The sequence below is a fragment of the Pseudobacteroides cellulosolvens ATCC 35603 = DSM 2933 genome (assembly GCF_001262605.1).
GTDB lineage: Bacteria > Bacillota > Clostridia > Acetivibrionales > DSM-2933 > Pseudobacteroides > Pseudobacteroides cellulosolvens.
Genome location: NZ_LGTC01000001.1, coordinates 6,010,931 through 6,029,441, shown reverse-complemented (window position 1 = coordinate 6,029,441; position 18,511 = coordinate 6,010,931). Strand labels below are relative to the sequence as shown.

Annotated in this window: 14 protein-coding genes; 8 read left to right on the top strand and 6 right to left on the bottom strand. The window is 33.1% G+C overall.

The features are described 5' to 3' along the window. Positions 1-62 precede the first annotated feature (62 nt). The 5 genes from Bccel_RS25005 (at position 63) to Bccel_RS24985 (ending at position 4,536) form a co-directional block, all read left to right on the top strand. Complete coding sequence (locus Bccel_RS25005) at positions 63-653, top strand: RNA polymerase sigma factor (protein ID WP_050753831.1); 591 nt, start codon at positions 63-65, stop codon at positions 651-653. Between the two features lie 33 nt (positions 654-686). Further along, complete coding sequence (locus Bccel_RS25000) at positions 687-1,646, top strand: hypothetical protein (RefSeq protein ID WP_036943522.1); 960 nt, start codon at positions 687-689, stop codon at positions 1,644-1,646. A 133-nt stretch (positions 1,647-1,779) separates the two neighbouring features. After that, positions 1,780-2,067, top strand: coding sequence for a transposase (locus tag Bccel_RS24995; protein WP_050753830.1), 288 nt, complete (start codon positions 1,780-1,782; stop codon positions 2,065-2,067). Positions 2,068-2,182: 115 nt separating this feature from the next. Further along, entirely contained in the window at positions 2,183-3,085 is a 903-nt protein-coding gene (locus Bccel_RS24990) for an IS982 family transposase (RefSeq protein ID WP_050753112.1), read from the top strand. Between the two features lie 89 nt (positions 3,086-3,174). Then, positions 3,175-4,536: an IS1182 family transposase gene (locus tag Bccel_RS24985; RefSeq protein ID WP_338053617.1), complete on the top strand. Its 1,362-nt coding sequence runs from the start codon at positions 3,175-3,177 to the stop codon at positions 4,534-4,536. A 288-nt stretch (positions 4,537-4,824) separates the two neighbouring features. Here Bccel_RS24985 and Bccel_RS24980 read toward each other — a convergent pair whose 3' ends face one another. The 3 genes from Bccel_RS24980 to Bccel_RS24975 form a co-directional block, all read right to left on the bottom strand. Next, positions 4,825-5,373 carry a TolB family protein gene (locus Bccel_RS24980; RefSeq protein WP_050753829.1) on the bottom strand — a complete coding sequence of 183 codons (549 nt, stop codon included), beginning with the start codon at positions 5,371-5,373 and terminating at the stop codon, positions 4,825-4,827. Beyond that, a complete protein-coding gene (locus Bccel_RS29245) occupies positions 5,361-5,744 on the bottom strand; it encodes a LysM peptidoglycan-binding domain-containing protein (protein ID WP_051983574.1) in 384 nt (127 codons plus the stop codon). Before Bccel_RS29245 ends, Bccel_RS24980 begins: the two co-directional genes overlap by 13 nt. Positions 5,745-5,986: 242 nt before the next feature. Next, a complete protein-coding gene (locus Bccel_RS24975; protein WP_036945687.1) occupies positions 5,987-7,474 on the bottom strand; it encodes a methyl-accepting chemotaxis protein in 1,488 nt (495 codons plus the stop codon). Positions 7,475-7,816: 342 nt separating this feature from the next. On the opposite strand from Bccel_RS24975, the gene Bccel_RS24970 reads away from it, so the two are divergent. Beyond that, the gene (locus Bccel_RS24970) at positions 7,817-8,656 is read left to right on the top strand and encodes a CvfB family protein (protein WP_036945686.1); all 840 of its coding nucleotides are present in this window, start codon (positions 7,817-7,819) and stop codon (positions 8,654-8,656) included. A 111-nt stretch (positions 8,657-8,767) separates the two neighbouring features. Here the strand turns inward: Bccel_RS24970 and Bccel_RS24965 are convergent, their stop codons facing one another. The 3 genes from Bccel_RS24965 to Bccel_RS24955 form a co-directional block, all read right to left on the bottom strand. Further along, positions 8,768-8,965, bottom strand: a complete 198-nt coding sequence (locus Bccel_RS24965) for a cold-shock protein (protein WP_036945685.1) — start codon at positions 8,963-8,965, stop codon at positions 8,768-8,770. A gap of 459 nt (positions 8,966-9,424) precedes the next feature. Beyond that, a complete protein-coding gene (locus Bccel_RS24960; RefSeq protein ID WP_036945684.1) occupies positions 9,425-14,677 on the bottom strand; it encodes a diguanylate cyclase in 5,253 nt (1,750 codons plus the stop codon). 224 nt (positions 14,678-14,901) lie between these two features. Then, entirely contained in the window at positions 14,902-15,834 is a 933-nt protein-coding gene (locus Bccel_RS24955) for a hypothetical protein (RefSeq protein WP_050753828.1), read from the bottom strand. A 179-nt stretch (positions 15,835-16,013) separates the two neighbouring features. Here Bccel_RS24955 and sigI point away from each other — a divergent pair, with 179 nt between their 5' ends. Further along, positions 16,014-16,748, top strand: a complete 735-nt coding sequence (gene sigI / locus Bccel_RS24950; protein WP_242853224.1) for an RNA polymerase sigma-I factor — start codon at positions 16,014-16,016, stop codon at positions 16,746-16,748. A gap of 13 nt (positions 16,749-16,761) precedes the next feature. After that, the gene (locus Bccel_RS24945) at positions 16,762-18,354 is read left to right on the top strand and encodes an anti-sigma factor domain-containing protein (protein WP_050753827.1); all 1,593 of its coding nucleotides are present in this window, start codon (positions 16,762-16,764) and stop codon (positions 18,352-18,354) included. Positions 18,355-18,511: the final 157 nt, after the last annotated feature.

Here is an 18,511-nt window from a genome sequence, read left to right as displayed (position 1 = left end):
ACCTTTTTAATCCTTTATGCTCTATATATATGAAAGGTACCTTTTTGAGAGGAGATGATACATTGAATCTTGAGGAAACAGTAACAAAGTGTCAGCTAGGAGATACAGAAGCGTTTAGAGAATTATTTAATCATATGGAGCAAAAAGCTTTTGGAACGGCATACCTTATAGCGGGTAAAAGAGGACTTGCAGAGGATATCGTCCAAGAGGCATTTGTGTGCTGTATAGAACAAATAAAGACTTTGAGGAGTCCTGAAGCCTTTAATGTATGGTTTTACAGAATGATTACTCGGATAGGTTGGAAAATGGTAAAGAATCATGAAAAATTAGTGCCTGATGATATACTTTCTAAGGAAAGCGTCACTCAATATAGTACAGAAGAAGAAGTTCAAGTGGAAATGATGAATCAAAGCGTTATTAATGCTGTAGATAGGCTGTCCAATAACCTAAAAACAGTTGTTATACTTCATTATTTTAATGGAATGTCCATAGAGGAAATTTCAAAAGTTACAGGAAGTTTAAGAGCTACAGTAAAAACCAGGCTTTACTATGCGAGGAATGTTTTGCGTAAAAAGCTGGAGAATGCTGTAGACGAAAGCAGCGAAAGCTTTATGGAAGGAAGAAATATAAAGAAGGCAAGTTATTACAGGTAAAAATCATGGCAAACCGAAAGGTGGTATTTATAAATGAATGATAATTTTGACAAAGAATTGTCCGGTTTTCTAAAACTAAGAGCAGCTATAAGTCCTGAAAAGAATATTACAGAAGCGGCAATTGAAGATGCTGCAAGAAAACAGGAAAGAAAAGGAGCGGTGAAAAATATGAGATTTTCTGTTAGAATAGCTGTTACAGCCATATGTTCTGTTGTTATTGCCTTTACGGGGATGATGGCATTTTCGGAGGATGTAAGGATTGCTGCTTCCAATATAGTTCAGACTATATTTTCATTAGATAAAGAAGGCGATTCCTATAAAATTGTTGAAAAGGACTCAACAGAAGAAATGACCATATTAAATTTCGGCGGAATACATATAGAGGAATTTGCCAGAGATCAACTAATTAACAAGCTTGGTTTTGAGCCTTTTGTGCCGGAAAAGCTTGGTGAATTTAAAAAGGTAGAGGCAGAAATAGGTATGAGCTTAAATGGAAAGTCAAGTGACTTATTGCAATTAAGCAATAGTGACTTAATGGAAATGCTTAGAAATTACCCCAATGATGAAAGACTTCAAGGGTTTAATTCAAAAACACGTTTTTCAATGGTATTTTCAAAAAGCGGTCAATTTTCTGGTGATTATGTGCTTTTTATTCATATGGCAAAACCACTTGAAAAACCATTTAGGGATGATTCCACTTTCGAGGAAAAAATCAGCCAGTTTTCATATAAAGGTGTAGAATGCAGATATACTGCACAAGTAAAAGCTGATCACCCAATGGTATTTGATGGACAATTTGCTTATACTGATAATACAAAACAGCCAAAAGGTATTGTTAAGCAGAAGATTATTGAATTTGATATGGACGGGTTTCATTTCCTGGCTGGTTATGTAGCTAAAGGCGGCACTGACCTTGATGCCTTTGACTATGAAGTTACCAAAAAGTTTGTTGAAGACTTCATCGATGAGTATAAATCAAAGCATAATAACTAAAGGATGGATAAAGTAATATAATATAAAGCTGGAAGGGGCTGTTGCACTAAGAAATTAGTGTAGGAGCCCTTTTTACTTGCAAAAAACAATTGCCAGACTATTCAAAGTCCGGCAAAAGGTGTAAAATATTTTTATGCTAGTAAAAAATTTAACACATAAAGATTATACTACGCACGGTGGTTTCTATCAATTAAAATTGCCGTTAAATGTTGAATGTATGATTCCGAATGATGATTCTGTAAGGTTGCTGGGTCAAATTGTAGAGGAGATGAATTTATCAGAATTATATAAGACTTATTCCCGTTTAAGGAAAAAACAAGCAACCCCAACACAGATGCTGAAGATCATGCTATATGCTTATATGAATAGTAATTATTCTACAAGGAAAATCGAAAGAGCCTGCAAGCGGGACATTAATTAACGTGAGTTCGATAATATGATTGTAATAAGAATGAAACAGAAATGAAAAATGAAGCTCCTGTCCAAATCTGTATAATCAATGTTGGCAACAAATTTAACAGAGGGGATGGAGCTTCATGGAAGATTTACTTATTAAAATTTTCTGCGATACTGATGATTTTTGCATTAGGCTCGACAACTATTTAAAGCATCATTTGGTTACTGATAATAGACTGCAGGAACCTAACCTCTTTAACATTTCAAGAATGATGACATTAAGTGAAGTAATGACAATAACAATATATTTTCATCATTCGAGTTATAGAAACTTTAAGCATTATTATAAAGAATTTGTCTGTAAAAGATTAAATGGGTACTTTCCGAGCCTTGTAAGTTATACAAGGTTTGTAGAGTTAATGCAACAAGCACTAATTCCATTAATATTATACACACAAAAATATAGACTAGGCAAGACAACAGGAATTTCCTTTATTGACTCTACGACATTAGATGTTTGTGATAACAGAAGAATTCACTCTCACAAAGTTTTTAAAGAGATTGCTCAGAGAGGTAAATCTTCTACAGGTTGGTTCTATGGGTTTAAGCTGCACATTGTAGTAAATGAAATAGGAGAAATTTTATCATTCTTTTTAACACCGGGTGATATAGATGATAGAGACTCAAAGGTAATAGATATACTTACAAAAGACCTGTTTGGAAAACTTTTTGGAGATAAGGGTTATTTATCACAGCCTTTATTTAAAAAGTTGTATAACCGAGGGATAAAACTAATAACCAAGTTAAAAAAGAACATGAAAAATAAGCTAATTGATATAGAAGAAAAGCTTCTTCTCAGAAAGAGAGCTCTTATTGAGACAATAAATGATTTTCTGAAAAATACTTGCCAGATTGAACATACTAGGCATAGAAGCTTTACAAACTTTTTAACTAATGTCGTAGCTGGTATTGCTGCTTATAGCTTCTTACCGAATAAACCAAGCTTAAAGTTTAGTAAAAGCGTTCTTGTTGCCACACTTTAAGGCTGCTTTTCATAATAAAAAAGGCTCTAAAATTCAAGATACTAAAGCCTTACTTAATTATAATCTATAGATATGGTTAATTATGGCACTTGTTATATCGAACTCACGTTAATTATATGTACCTTCTTGAAGGCTCGCCTGCTCCGGATTATACAACAATTGCAAGATTCAGAAGTATTCATTTTGCACCTGTTTCAGAAAATCTTTTGGCACAGTTTACGCAGATGCTTGCTGAAAACAAAGAAATTTCAATGAAAAATCTATTTATTGATGGGACAAAGCTTGAAGCTGCATCAAATAAATATACTTTTGTCTGGAAAGGTTCTGTCACTAAGAATCAGAAAAAACTGATGGATAAGCTCCCAACTTTTTTAAAACAAACAGAAGAGAATTTTGGATTTAAGATTTTATATGGTGAAGAAATCAAGATGCACCATTTGGAAAAGCTCAGACGTAAACTTTGCAAAATAAAAAACGATGAAGATATTCAATTTGTCTCTGGTATAGGAAAAAGAAAATCTCCTCTCCAAAAAACATTTGAACAGCTGGATGAATACATATCAAGGCTCAAGAAATATAATAAGCATCTGCATCTTATGGGGGATAGAAATAGCTATTCAAAGACAGACCCTGATGCAACCTTCATGAGGATGAAAGAAGATGCTATGAAGAATGGGCAACTAAAACCCGGCTACAACATTCAGTTTGGGGTAGATGCTGAATATATAGTATGGATTAGTGCTGGACCACAGCCTACAGATACAACCACGCTAATACCATTTTTAGACAGCATAAAGAGTCGTTTGAAGTATACTTACAGAAATATAGTTGCAGACTCAGGCTATGAAAGTGAGGAAAACTACGTCTATCTCGATGAGAACGGTCAGCTTGCTTTTATCAAACCTTCCAATTATGAAATTAGTAAGACACGGAAATATAAAACTGATATCAGTAGGAAGGAAAATATGAGCTATGACAAAGAAAACGACTTTTATATATGTAGCAGCGGTAAAAAGCTTGTAGCCACAGGGATTAAATTCAGCAAAAGCAAGACTGGCTATAGAAGTGAGAAAACCTGTTATACATGTGAAGATTGCACTCAATGCCCTATTAAATCAAAATGCATTAAGGGAAACAGCAAAAAGCCATTGGAAGAACGAACCAAGCATCTTGAAGTTTCAAAACTATTTCAGCAAAAACGTGAGGCAGCGATAACCAGAATCCTTAGTGATGAGGGAAAAGAGCTCAGAATGAACCGAAGTATTCAGTCTGAAGGTGCTTTTGGAGAAATAAAACAAGATATGGGATTCAGACGTTTTTTGTGTAAAGGGAAAAAGAATATCTTGGCAGAATGTATTCTTCTTGGCTTAGCTCATAATGTAAACAAACTGCACAACAAAATTCAGTCAGAACGATGTTCTACATATTTACATCCATTAAAAACAGCTTAGATAAAAATGTTTATAATAAAGAGCATAAATCAGTAAGCTTTATTTGCTATACTCTTTTTTCAAAAGAAAGAAAAAGAATATAATATTTTGGTTAAAATATTTCACTATCATTATAGAAATGGGGCGTTGTACTACGATTATAAATCGTAATTGCAACAGCCCCTTTTCTATATATATATATATTGAACCACCTGCAAAAAAATTTTATCCCATAATGAATATAAAGTAACTTTTTGGTATAAAAGTAAAGTTATAAATTGTAAAGAATTCATATAAAAAATCCTGTCATCAAGGGGACCACTGGAGGGTGTACAAATTGGTATCGTACAACATATTTATAGGTACAGGCTTTGTTATATCAATGCTCCACATCTGTTTATAAGTATAATCAATATCTCCACAGCCGGATAAATATGCAATCCTTCTGCTGTCAGGTGACCATGTGACAGGTGTGAAGAAGCCGTTTGAAGCTGCAAGGGTAGTATCGCTTTCACCTCTTGGGCTTACAGAACGAATTAGTGAATAATACCTTCCATTAGAGTAGTGGGTTGCACTGTAAGCTATCTTGGTTGAATCGGGGGACCATACAGGATTATAGTTCTTTCCCTCAGGCCAGCCTGGTATACCATAGGTTTTTCCTGATCTCAGTTCAATTGTATATATCATGGATATGCTGGCACCAGGCCATGTATATAATACAAAACTGCCATCAGGAGAGAGCCTTGCATTGCTAAGAGAATTAGAGTCCATGTTGGTAATCTGCTTTTCATTGCTTCCGTATATATTGCTTCTATAAATCTGCCTGATCCCAGCTGTATCTTCTCTTACGTACAGCAATTCTTTATCGCCAGTGAAAAATTGGGGATCGGATACATTGGTTTTTTTGATAGAGGTATATTTAAGTGATGTGATATCATATATCCTGATTTCTTCTCCTGTAGAATATTTAAGCTTGTTCCTGAATGATTCCAGCCTACAGGGGGAGGATATGGAATGGACAGCTGTATTCCAGGTATGATGTTTTGGGCAATACCTGGATTTGCACGGATAATATAATCAGGCCTTGGCTGTCCATTAAATGTCACATTATACTTTCTCGCAATGCCATTGGCGTTAATAATAATGTCAGAAGGAATTCTGTACTTTTGAGATATTGAGAATATTGAGTCACCAGGTTGTACTGAATAAGTATTTACACCAGGCGGCATAGATAATTGTTGACCGGAATATATTGTATATGGTGCTGTAAGTCTATTTGCTGCAATGAGTGAGTTTAAAGGAATTTCCCACCGCCTGGAGATTGAAATGGGAGTATCACCGGGCTGAACTGTATAGAAAATTTGTATAACTCTTCCTCCTGTAAAACGGCAAATTTAGTTATGCTTTATTTATATGTTTTGTAATGAATACAAGTGAAAAGGCAATAGTTTTTAATAGTATATAATTATTTTCAGCTGTTTTCCAGGATTTCTTTAAGTTCATTCCATTTTTTATTTATATTTCCTACCCCAACAAGCATGTTAGACATATCAACATTCTGAACTTCAAGTGAAGCCAAAAACTCCTCATTAGCGGCTGAATTTTGTTCCGATATGGAAGATATGCTCTCTACCTCATTACTCATTTTAAGGAAATTTCCAAATACTTTTTGGGTCTTTTCAGTTTGATCTTTTAACATTTCATTCTGTTTATTAAAGGTATCCTTTAGTTGGTTAAAGAAATTCGTAACATCAGAAATTAAAGCATTTCCTATTTCTATTGCACTTACACCATTCTTAACTTCTGCTGATGCAAGATTCATTTTCTCCGTTATATCCTTGGTTATTTTATTTATACTGCTAACTTTTTCTGCACTTTCATACGCCAGCTTTTTGACTTCATCAGCAACAACTGCAAACCCCTTGCCGTTTTCACCTGCCCGGGCTGCCTCAATACTTGCATTTAAAGCTAATAAATTCGTCTGTTCAGCTATTTCTGTTATCCCCTGTAAGAAATGACTTATTTCATTTATGCTTGACTCAAGTGCCCCTACCGTTTCCAAAGCTGTATTAACAGATTTATTAATTGTTTCCATCTGATTATTTACATGGTTTATTTTTTCTGAGCCCTCATTAACACTCATTCCCATTTCACAAGAAATTTTTGCAACGCTATCAGATAGCTGTTTGCCCTCAGTTAGCAGTTCTGTCGCATTAATCATATTGTTATTGATTTCTCCAATATTTACAGCCTGCTCCTGAGCTCCTGATGTAACCTCCGTCATTGATACCATTATAGTGTCATTGGATTTCTTAATAGAAGCTATATTTTCACTAAATCTTATTAAGTCAACATCAAATACCTCAGACACATCATTCACCTTATTTAAAGTAAACTTAAGCTTTTCAAGAAGTTCACCGGTTTCTTCTTCTTTCTTCATAACTGAGTTAACCAAATCCCTTCCCCATTTGGTAAGGAAAAATATTAGAATAATGGCAACATTAAAATACACCAATATCCTAGTTAACCCAGAAGCTGCATTAGTACTGTTAGCCATAGCCAAGGGGTTTATGGTATAGCTGATAATTATAACAATATCAATAAAGCCTCCTACTATTAACACAAGTTCCTTCTGGAAATATAATGCCGACATTGAGAAAGCCAGCATCATTAACATAAAACTACCAATACTGGTTTGTTCCATATTTGATTGTAGTGCTACAGTACTCATGACTATACTAAATACACCTCCTTTAATCTGTTCTTTAATGGGAACAAAATATAAGGCAGTATTAATTCCTAATATAATAAATATCTTTATAACATTCTCAAAAAAAATATGGTTAGCTCCATTATAAATAAGACCCTCCAGCAAAATTATCAGTCCTGCACCAAATATAACAAATAAATTAACTTTACTTACTCTTTTCAAGTCATATCCTATTGACTTTGTTTTCATGTATTTTCCTCCGTAAATTTATTTTATTAATTATTAACTTATGCATAGCTTTAATATATCACTTGATAAAGTAATACCTTAAAAATAGGAGAAACTTAGTGAGTAAACAAGAAGAAATCTGAATCATTTGTAATGAGACGGACGATAACGAATTGATTTCATTTATAATTCTATCAATAAATATATTCTATAGAAATAGATAAATTCCTCTAAAATAACACTTTTAATTTAGTATCATTCATTTAGAGTAAGCTTGCAGGTTTATGGTATAATAAAGGGTATCTTATTAATAAAAAAATCAACGCACAACAACGTTAACAACTAAAGAGGAAGAGGGATAAAATGGTAGATTTAGGAATAATTCAGAAGATGGAAGTAACAAGGAAGGCCCCGAATGGGTTATATCTCAATGTGAAAGGTAATAGAGGTAAGGATGATGTTTTATTACCCAAAAATCAGATGCCCCATGACGCTGAAATAGGTGATGAAATTGAGGTTTTTGTATATAAGGATTCTGAGGATAGAATGATATCTACAACAAAAAAGCCTAAGCTTACAATAGGTGAAATGGCAGTTTTATCAGTAGTAGAAACTACTGGAATTGGTGCTTTTTTAGACTGGGGGTTGGATAAAGATCTGTTTCTCCCTTTTAGAGAACAGGTAGGTAAGGTTGTTAAAGGCGGCAAATACCTGGTAGCACTGTATATTGATAGCAGTGACAGGTTATGTGCAACTATGAATATATATAATTTATTAAGAACTGATTCTCCATATAAAGTAAATGATCAAACTCGTGGAACTATCTATAGTATAAGTAAAGAGCTTGGAGCTTTTGTTGCTGTAGACAACAAGTATCAGGGATTGATTCCTAACAAGGAGTTGTATGGTAATTTTTCTGAAGGTGATAATATTGTAGTAAGGATTAAAAAGGTCAAACCTGATGGGAAACTGGAATTGAGCACTAGAAAAGAGGCTTATAATGAAATAGAGAGTGATGCACAAATAATAATGAACAGGCTAAAATTATCAGGAGGTACTCTTAACATAAATGATAGCAGCTCTCCTGAGCTTATTAAAGTTGAGCTAAATATGAGTAAAGCTGCCTTTAAAAGAGCTGTCGGAAGACTTTTGAAGGAGGGTGCTATTGAGATCACTGATGAAGGTATAAAAATGATGTGGTAGAGCAAGTTGATCCATATCAGCCGCCTTTCGAAGAATGAATTACTTGAAAACTAAAAACACCTTAAATAGAAACTATTTAAGGTGTAAAATATTTCATTATTCATTAATTAATTAAATAATAGTAATATTTTCTGCTTGAGCTCCCTTTGGTCCGTTAACCACGTTATAAGAAACTCTTTGGCCTTCATCAAGTGATTTATAGCCGTCTGCATTTATTTGAGAAAAATGTGCAAAAACATCTTTCCCATCTTCTCCAAGAATAAATCCAAATCCTTTTTCTCCATTAAACCATTTTACTGTACCAGTCATAATAATATGTTCCTCCGAAATTTTATAATTCTTAAACTTATGGTAATAATTCACTAATAAAATCTCGAATGTTAACATACTTTACTAAGTACTAATTGAAATATATTGGTGTTAGATTATTAACTATTAATTTAAGTTCTCAATAATTGTAACACAGCTTATCGTTAAACGCAAGGTCAATTATTAAATTGATTAAAATATTAATATATTGCAGTTTTTAAAATTTACAAAACCTTTTTAATCATTTATACTCTATATATGTGAAAGGTGCATACGTCTATCCATTTATCTATATTTGAAGCTACTTTTACGGAGCCCTTTTTCTTATACTTTCCTGGTAGTTTCGTGACAAAAGTATAATACAAAAAGCACCCTTCTTACTGATGCTTTTTGCCATTTGAATATTTCATTCCACTTTTAGACAGAAACACTTAAATGTTTTTGTTGGAGACTTACAATCTAATCCTTTGTTGAAGATAGTCCAGCCACGGGAACCCTATCTGAAGAATTTATGAATTCGATTTTAAAATATTCTTCATCCAACTTGGTTGTTTTTGTTAATCGAACCAAATAGTTTCTAATTTCCTCTTCATTCTCAATTTGTTTTATAATTTTGAAATGTGCTGCACAGTTTCTTCCATTCTCCTTTGCCTGATATAACGCATAATCACTTATATTAATCATCTGTTCCATGTTTAAAAGATCAGGATTGGATAAAGCCAAAGGCATTTCCAAGTAGCCAAGAGAACATGTTTTATAAATAGTTGCATTTTCGCTCACTTTTATTGGAGTACCTTTTATCTTGTCAAGAATTTTCCTAGAGAACTTATCAAGATATTCAGGTTTTGTGTTATAAAGAATTATCAAGAATTCTTCACCACCCCAACGTACAAGAATATCTTCGTTCCTGATTATCTTTTTAAGAGTTTGTGATAGGGCTATCAAAACATTATCCCCAGCCAAATGACCATATGTATCATTAACTTCTTTAAAATGATCAATGTCAATTAAAAACACTCCAATTACATTTTCTTCAATTGAGCTATTTCTTTTTTCTAATTTCTTTTTCAACATTATTTTATTCTTTATAAATTTTGTTATTTTGTCATGTGTAAATTCAAAAGCATACCTTCGATTGTACAAGCTTGTCAATGGGTCATGCAATGACAGCTCCCTAAGCTTTTCATTGGCAGTATTCAATTGGGCGGTTCTTTCTTTAACTTTCTCCTCCATATTTTCATAGAGCTTGGCATTTTCAATCGAAATAGATGCCTGGGAAGATAAAATTTTTAGAATTTCCAATCTTTCAGAGGTAAACACATTATCCGAAAGATTATTCTCCAAATATACTATACCCTTTAATCGGTTCTGATAAATTACAGGCATACACAAAACTGACTTAATGTGGTTATTTGTAATGTATAAGTTGTTTTGCCAATTTTCATCAGAATATGCATCATGAATAACCAAGGTTTCTCTGGTTCGAGTCACGTATTGTACTATTTCCAAGCACAAATCCTTACTTTCAGAAAAAAGGAGAGAATGCATAACCTTTAAATAATTTGTATTTACATCCTGGATTGCTTCTATGTAAAATTGTCCATCAGCTTCGTTTTTCAATAAAAGACAACCTCGTTGAGCACCAGCATTCTCAATTAAAGTATGGATTAATATTTTAAGAAGCTTTTCAATTTTAATTTCAATTGAGATAGCTTGAGAAGATTTCAAAATTGAAGTCATATCAATGGAACTATGGGTTGTTGGAGAAATAGTTCCCTTTTTTCCTCTGGTTCCTTTAAATGTATTTTCTTCAGTTACAAAATATTGAGAGTAGTTTTTTTCCATAAGAACAACTTTACGGTGAGCTCCCCAACGTTTATATAAATAATAAGCGTCACGAATATATGCCTTACCTATAATTTCATCTCCCTTATCAAGCCAGAACTTACCATATCTTTCATAACACAAAGCCTTAAACTGAATAAAATCATTACTGCCAATTGAATCCATTGTCTTCATAAAAATATTTATTATTGTATCAAAGGATTCATTCTCAATAATAGCTATTTCTGCTGATAATAAAAGGTATTTATGAGCAAAATTTGCCGGACAATTTTCTGCCCATTTATTCAATCTTTGTTTGATATCCATTAATTTGTCTTTAATATGTAATTTAACTTCATCAGATGCTTTACTCCATTTATTTGCAAGTATTAAGCCTTGAAATAGATAATGATCAGGTAGTGGAAAATCTGAAATCGCTGCAAAGATAATATTTTCAGCCATCACGTTCCATTTTTCAGCTTCATCAAAATTGTCCATAATGATATTCAAATAGGTGTTGTATTGGAAAAACCTAGCCATAAAGACCAGATTGTGACTTTGGTCAATTATGCCCATCATATTGTTGTCTTGTTCTTCAAAATCAAAGTTACCGCTATTTTCAGTATTTTGGAACTTTCCGATCACATAGTAAACAATCTCAGCCAAAAGTAATGGTGCGACACCTTTAGCCTGTTTTAAAAAAGCGATGGTATTCTCCGTCTCTGCTTTACATTCGGTCAGGTTTTTACCCACCCACATCAATAAATGAGCCTTATGAGCAATGGCATATGTGGCATGCATCAGGTCGCCTGTTTCCAATCCTGTTCGGTAGGACATGATATAATAATCCAGACTTTCCTTATAATGAGCACACCAATGTGAGAGATATGTAAAAATAAAATAAACGGGTGGTTTTTGTGATTCAGCTTTGAATTTGTTTATCAAAGCAAACGCAGCCTCTCCCAACTTATAACCAGTCTTATAGTCGCCAAGCATGGTTCCCTGAATAACTCCACAATCGCCAAAACATTTACAGGACAAAGGTGACGTTCCGAAGGTAAGGGTTTGTTCAAACATCATCAAAGATACAAGAATATAAAGCATAGGGTTGACTTGTAGAGCAGGTGGTACAACCTGGAAAAGCAACTGCATGACCATAATTTTTTCCGGATCACTCATTACTGGAAGATTGACCAACTCCTCAACTGGAGTACGAGCTAAGAATTGCTGCATTTTCATGACGCCTTCTTTTGTCTTTTCCCCAATATCATCAGTATTTTCCGGTAAGGAAATATTAAATATAAGCAGAGTCTTTCGAATCTCATCAATTGATTCATACAATTTACCCTGGAAAATCAAAATTAGCACTTTTATATTGGAAATAGCACCTTTTTCAAGATTGTTTGTTGCAATACCTGATAAACACTCACAAATTGCATCGGCTTTTAACAAGTCACCGGATAGTAATGCAGTCTCTGCTTGTTCCATCAACAAACCAAAAAGCTTTTGTGGCATCAAGGACCACTCTTCCTCTGATAATAATGATTGTGATGTTTCAAAATAATTTAATGCAACTGCAAAAGCAGTAGATTTCTTGGCTTTATTTCCAGCCAATATATTCAAGTCTGCCAGCTCTATGCGTTCATTTTTCCCCTTAATCAAATTCTTACCAATATTCAAATGATTAACCATGTCAAAAATCTCGTCAGCCCGTTCTGTTTCTCTGAACATGCGTAAAAACTCGCCTATACTTAAATGAATTTGACATTTTTCTTCTTCCTGTATCAAAGAATATATCGCCTGACGGATTCGGTCGTGGGCAAAAGTAAACCTCATTTCCAAGTCTGTAGGGCTCATATCATTTTTTATTGCATTAATAAAACGATAGTTGTTATTTAAAGGCAGAATAATTTCCTTCTCTATGGCTCTCCATAAATTTTTACCGATCTCTCTAACTGTTTTTTTACTGATTAAACATACTGTATTTAGATCAAACTGAGTACCAATGCAGGCAACAAGCTTAAGAATGTTCATGGTCTCTTCCGGTAAAGATTCCAGCCCTTTTACCAGCAGGTCAACAACATTATCGCTTATCTCAGCAGCTTTTACCTTTTCAAGCTCATATACCCATTGACCTTTTTCTACCATAAATTTAAATGTACCCTGAAGATACAAAGAGTTTAAAATACGGTTTATAAAAAATGGATTTCCTTTTGTCTTGTGAAAAATGATATCAGTCAAAGGTTCAGTTTCGTGAATACTACTATGAAATGTGTCAGCAATGAGGTTTTTTACTGAAGAAAATTCCAGAGGTTTAAGGTATATCTCTTCAAATGGCTTACCTAAATCTTGTTGACTATTTTTTAGTTCTTCCATAAATCCAAGCAGATGATGTCCGGCTTGCACTTCATTATCCCTGTATGCTCCAATAAACAAAACATGCTTGACGTTACCCGATAATAAAATATATTTTATTAAATCCAAAGTAGAAGTATCACTCCATTGAAGGTCATCCAAAAAAACAACAAGCGGATGTTCTTTACTGGCAAAAACATTGATAAACTTGCGGAAAGTCATCTGAAATCTGTTCTGAGCTTCCAAGGGATTAAGTTGGATTGCCTGAGGCTGAGAACCGATAATTTGCTCCAATTCGGGTATAATATCAATAATTACTTGCCCATTGTTTCCCATTGCATCCAGTAGGTTTTGTTTCCAATTATCCAAACTATTCTGGGATTGTGCAAGCAACTGCTTTATCAATTCCCTAAATGCCTGAGTTATGCCGAAATATGGAATGTTCTTTTCAAATTGATTAAATTTGCCTGAGATAAAATAACCTTTTTTCCCGGTTATAGGTTTGCGAATCTCATGGATTAATGAGGACTTTCCTACACCTGAATAACCTTTGACCAACAAAAATTCACTACTACCAATTGCAGCTTTTTCAAAACCGTTTATCAACATTTCAATTTCATTTTCACGACCATACAATTTATGTGGAATCTCAAACCTGTCCAAAATATCAAACTGCCCTGGTATAAATGAATTTGCAGCACTCATTTTTTTATTAAGATTTTCCTGACAAAATTCCAGGTCTTTTAATAATCCAAATGCCGACTGGTATCTTTCTTCTACTGTCTTGGATATCAATTTCATAATTATATTTGATAGTAAAACAGGAATTTCAGAATTTTTCTCAATGGGCGGAGCTGGCTTTTTAGCTATATGGTTGTAAATCAGCTCCAATTCATCTATTCCGCTAAAGGGCAATTGTCCCGTAAATAATTCATAAAAGGTAATACCAAGAGAATACAGATCAGTTCTATAGTCGATTGGTCTATTGATTCTCCCTGTTTGCTCAGGAGAAATATAATTAAGTGTTCCCTCCAAAATATTTAAGTTAATAAATTGGGATGCTTCCCTGGTTAGCTCAGTAGACAACCCAAAATCAATGATTTTTACTTCATTAGTTTTTATATTCCATATAAAGTTTGATGGATTTACATCCTTATGAATTATGTTTTTCTGATGTACTTGAACTAATGATTGTGTAATTTTTATAGATAAAGCTAATTTATCATTCAAACCCATTTCAAATTTTCTTAAACCCTTTGAAATTGAGTCTCCTCCAACATCTTCCATTACGATAGCCAGGCTGTTGTTATATTTTTCCAACGAATAAGCCTTGACAACTCCGCTGCCCTCTAATTTTTCCATTATTTCAAATTCCCTTTTAAAAAGAGATAACTCTTTTTCGGTTGGGTATTCATTATTCAATAGCTTAATTACGACAGGACAATTATCCAAAACACGAGTCCCTCGAAAGATTGTTGAGATGTTACTTTTGAAAATCTCTTCATTGATTTTATATCCTGTCAGATGGATCATAATGTATCCTCCATTATCCATTATAACTTTCTTTCTATTAAATAACCTCATTTCTATGTGCATATACTTTTTCGGCATTTATGAAATAAAATTAACCATTTTTCTACTTTGAAGAATACCAGGAAAAATCCTGATTATAAAATTAATATTCAAAAAAACAAAGATTGACTATTATTGAAGTCAATCTTTGTTTTTAAAATATAATAGTAATAAAATATTATTTTTTAGTTAGCTGATGTTGTTGGTGCAGGTGTAGCAGTGTTAGTTGGTGTTGGTGGTGTTGGTGGTGTTGGTGGTGTTGGTCTTAAGCTTTTAATGTAGTCTTTAAGGGCTTTTTCCTTAGTAGCTAAATCACTAACTAAGGCCTCTTCCTTTTCAAGAAGTGCAGCTAAAGCTGTTTCATCAACTTCTTCAGCTTCTTTAGCAGCTTTAATATCTTTTCTTAATGAATCTAAGCTGGAACGAACAACTGATATTTCATCTTTAGATGCTATGATTTTAGCAGCTGCTTCAGCACCAAACTCTGCTTTTAACTTAAGATTGTCTCTAAGAATTCTTAAAGCATCTTCTTTAGTTTTTAAATCCGCTTGTAAAGCCTTTTCTTTTTCAAGAAGTGCAGATAAAGCTGCTTCATCAACTTCTTCTGCTTCTTTAGCAGCTTTAATATCTTTTCTCAGTGAATCTAAGCTGGAACGAACAACTGATATTTCATCTTTAGATGCTATGATTTTAGCAGCTGCTTCAGCACCAAACTCTGCTTTTAACTTAAGATCGTCTCTAAGAATTCTTAAAGCATCTTCTTTAGTTTTTAAATCCGCTTGTAAAGCCTTTTCTTTTTCAAGAAGTGCAGATAAAGCTGCTTCATCAACTTCTTCTGCTTCTTTAGCAGCTTTAATATCTTTTCTTAGCGAATCTAAACTTGTATGTATTGTTTTAATCTCATTTTGAGCAGCAATGATTATTAAAGCAGCTTCAGCACCAAATTCCTTAGTTAGCCTATCAACTTCTGATTCCGCTTTAATAACGGGAGCTGGAGTTGTTGAAGGCTTTGTTGATGGAACTGTAGTTGAAATAGCATCTGTTGCAAATGAACAGAAAGTAACTGATACAAGTAATGTTGTTGTTAATGCAGCACTTACATACCTTTTAATAGACATAGATATCTTCTCCTTTAAAAAATTTAGAATTTAAAATAATTTAGATGGTTAACCGTCTACTTAAGGTATTCGAAAATTGTATTTTTTTTTATTCGGGTAATCACAAATTTATTTTTTTCTGGACCGAACAAAAACAAGCAAAAATTTCGAATATACTATATGAAAGAAGGTGTTATAGTGTGGCAGAAATTATGCTTTTGAGTAAATTCAAACGAGAGAAAGATTCTTTTATTGATATAGTTAGAAAAGTTAAAAAAGGTGATGATTTACTGAGAAATGAGTTCATAAATAGCTATAAGCCCTTTATTATCAAGTCTGTATCTCAAATAATAAATAAAAATATAGATATTGAATCAAGTGAAGAGTTTAGCATTGGTCTTATGGCATTTAACGAATCCATCGAATGTTATAACGAAGAAAAAAAATATTCATTTATGGATTTTTCAAAACAAGTCATTAGAAGGCGAGTTATCGACTATATACGACTTTCACAAAAGAATGCCAATGTTTACCCTTTTTCTTCTTTTGATGATACTACTAACTTTGAAGAAAAATTTCTTATGGATATCCGTTCCAATCATGTTTATGAATTCGAGTTAAAGGAAGAGTTTGTTTATTTGGAAAAATCTATTAATAGCTTCGGAATAACAATTGAGCAATTAATAAATTCCTCTCCAAAACATAAAGACACTAGAGCTAATTGTATAAAAATTTCAAGGCTAATTGCAGAAAATGAAGATTTATATCAAAAATTTTGTTTTAAAAAAACATTACCATTTACCGATTTGAAACAAAAAGTCAATTTATCACAAAGAACACTTGAAAAAAACAGAAAATTTATTATAGCAATGGTTTTGATATTAAAAAGTAATCTTGACGTTCTGAAAAAATATATTGAAGATTTGCTTAAGTAGGGGGGTAATTTAAATGAGAAAAATAACTGGAACTATTATAAAGATTATTGATGATAAAGCAGCCATAATGACTAAAGACTGTGAAATCCTATATATAAAAAAGCAGCCTGGCATGTATTTAGGGCTGGAGATACACTTTGGAGCAAATGAAATAATTTCTAGTAAAAACAAGGTGAATATGACTATAAAAATTGTTTCATCCATAGCAGCAATTTTTATATTTGTGTTTTTGAACTTGCATTTTTTCCGTAATAGCGAAAATTACACATATGTTTGCATTGATGGTAAGGCAAGTATTGAGTTTGCTGTTGACAATAATATGAAAGTAGTAAAAGCAACTAGTATTGATAAAAAATCGCAAGAAAATCTTATGAAAATTAACTTAAAATCAAAACCATTTCAAACTGCTTTATCTGTTGTGCTAAAGAATAAAAACAATATTATGCAGGATGGTTATACGAGTAGTGATTGTATAATTATTTCAGCATATACAAAGCACAAGAAGGATGATCAAAGTTACGCAAACAAAAATATAGAAAAAGTTTTGCTAGCATGCAAAAGTTCCGTCGATGAGCTAGATAATAATGTTGATTATAGGTTTGTTGGAATAAACTATGACGCTAGAAGATTAGCAGTAAAAAACAATATTTCAATGGGAAGATATTATATTTTTGAAAAAGCACAAGAACAGGGGAAAAATATAAGTCTTGAACAAGCCAGAGATATGCAGGTTGGTGAACTTATTAAAAAAGTCAATATACCATATTTATCAATTACAAATGAAGCTTTAACTAATGATGAGAAAAAAATAGAAATTTTAAAAGATCAAAATTTTAAGCAAAATGCGACCAATCGGCCTGCTATTACTCAAGAGGTATTGCCTTCTCAAAACAAAACAAATATACCTAATAATGGTGAAAGTGAGAATTTACCAACTGTTATTGATACAAAAGATACTCATCCTGAAAAAGAATCTAAAAAGCAAAGAAATAAAGATGAAAAAGACTCAATTGGACTTGAATTAGAAGTTCAAGAAAGAAATGCTATTAATGTAGATTTAAAATCTGGTGAAAATAAAAAAGTACTTCCTACTCCCATTCTGCCAAAAACTAATGATATAAAAACACCTCCTACTCCTATTCCGCCAAAAACTAATGATGTAAAAGTACCTCCTACTCCCATTCCGCCAAAAACTAATGATATAAAAGTGCCTCCTACTCCTATTCTGCCAAAGACTAATGATGTAAAAGTACCTCCTACTCCCATTCCGCCAAAAACTAATGATGTAAAAGTACCTCCTACTCCCATTCCGCCAAAAACTAATGATGTAAAAGTACCTCCTACTCCCATTCCGCCAAAAACTAATGATGTAAAAGTACCTCCTACTCCCATTCCGCCAAAAACTAATGATGTGAAAGTACCTCCTACTCCCATTCCGCCAAAAACTAATGATGTAAAAGTACCTCCTACTCCCATTCCGCCAAAAACTAATGATGTAAAAGTACCTCCTACTCCCATTCCGCCAAAAACTAATGATGTGAAAGTACCTCCTACTTCCATCCTTAATGGCTTTAATCAAGGGATTTTTTGCCCCCATTTAGAATAGCTGGCGAAGTAGTGCTTTAGAACCTTGTCCGAAGCTTTTTAAGCAACTGAAAAGATTCTTAAAAATCATCTTGCAGAGTCAGACCTAGAAAGTAGACGATAAATCTTTTATCACATACTTTCTAGGGTACTGTAGGTGATATCAAGTAATTACATAA

Excerpts from the sequence above, each read along its gene's own strand:
- Bccel_RS25000 (WP_036943522.1), top strand. The coding sequence starts at position 687 with ATGAATGATAATTTTGACAAAGAATTGTCCGGTTTTCTAAAACTAAGA.
- Bccel_RS24995 (WP_050753830.1), top strand. The coding sequence starts at position 1,780 with ATGCTAGTAAAAAATTTAACACATAAAGATTATACTACGCACGGTGGT.
- Bccel_RS24990 (WP_050753112.1), top strand. The coding sequence starts at position 2,183 with ATGGAAGATTTACTTATTAAAATTTTCTGCGATACTGATGATTTTTGC.
- Bccel_RS29245 (WP_051983574.1), bottom strand. The coding sequence starts at position 5,744 with ATGCCGCCTGGTGTAAATACTTATTCAGTACAACCTGGTGACTCAATA.
- Bccel_RS24975 (WP_036945687.1), bottom strand. The coding sequence starts at position 7,474 with ATGAAAACAAAGTCAATAGGATATGACTTGAAAAGAGTAAGTAAAGTT.
- Bccel_RS24970 (WP_036945686.1), top strand. The coding sequence starts at position 7,817 with ATGGTAGATTTAGGAATAATTCAGAAGATGGAAGTAACAAGGAAGGCC.
- Bccel_RS24965 (WP_036945685.1), bottom strand. The coding sequence starts at position 8,965 with ATGACTGGTACAGTAAAATGGTTTAATGGAGAAAAAGGATTTGGATTT.
- Bccel_RS24960 (WP_036945684.1), bottom strand. The coding sequence starts at position 14,677 with ATGATCCATCTGACAGGATATAAAATCAATGAAGAGATTTTCAAAAGT.
- Bccel_RS24955 (WP_050753828.1), bottom strand. The coding sequence starts at position 15,834 with ATGTCTATTAAAAGGTATGTAAGTGCTGCATTAACAACAACATTACTT.
- Bccel_RS24945 (WP_050753827.1), top strand. The coding sequence starts at position 16,762 with ATGAGAAAAATAACTGGAACTATTATAAAGATTATTGATGATAAAGCA.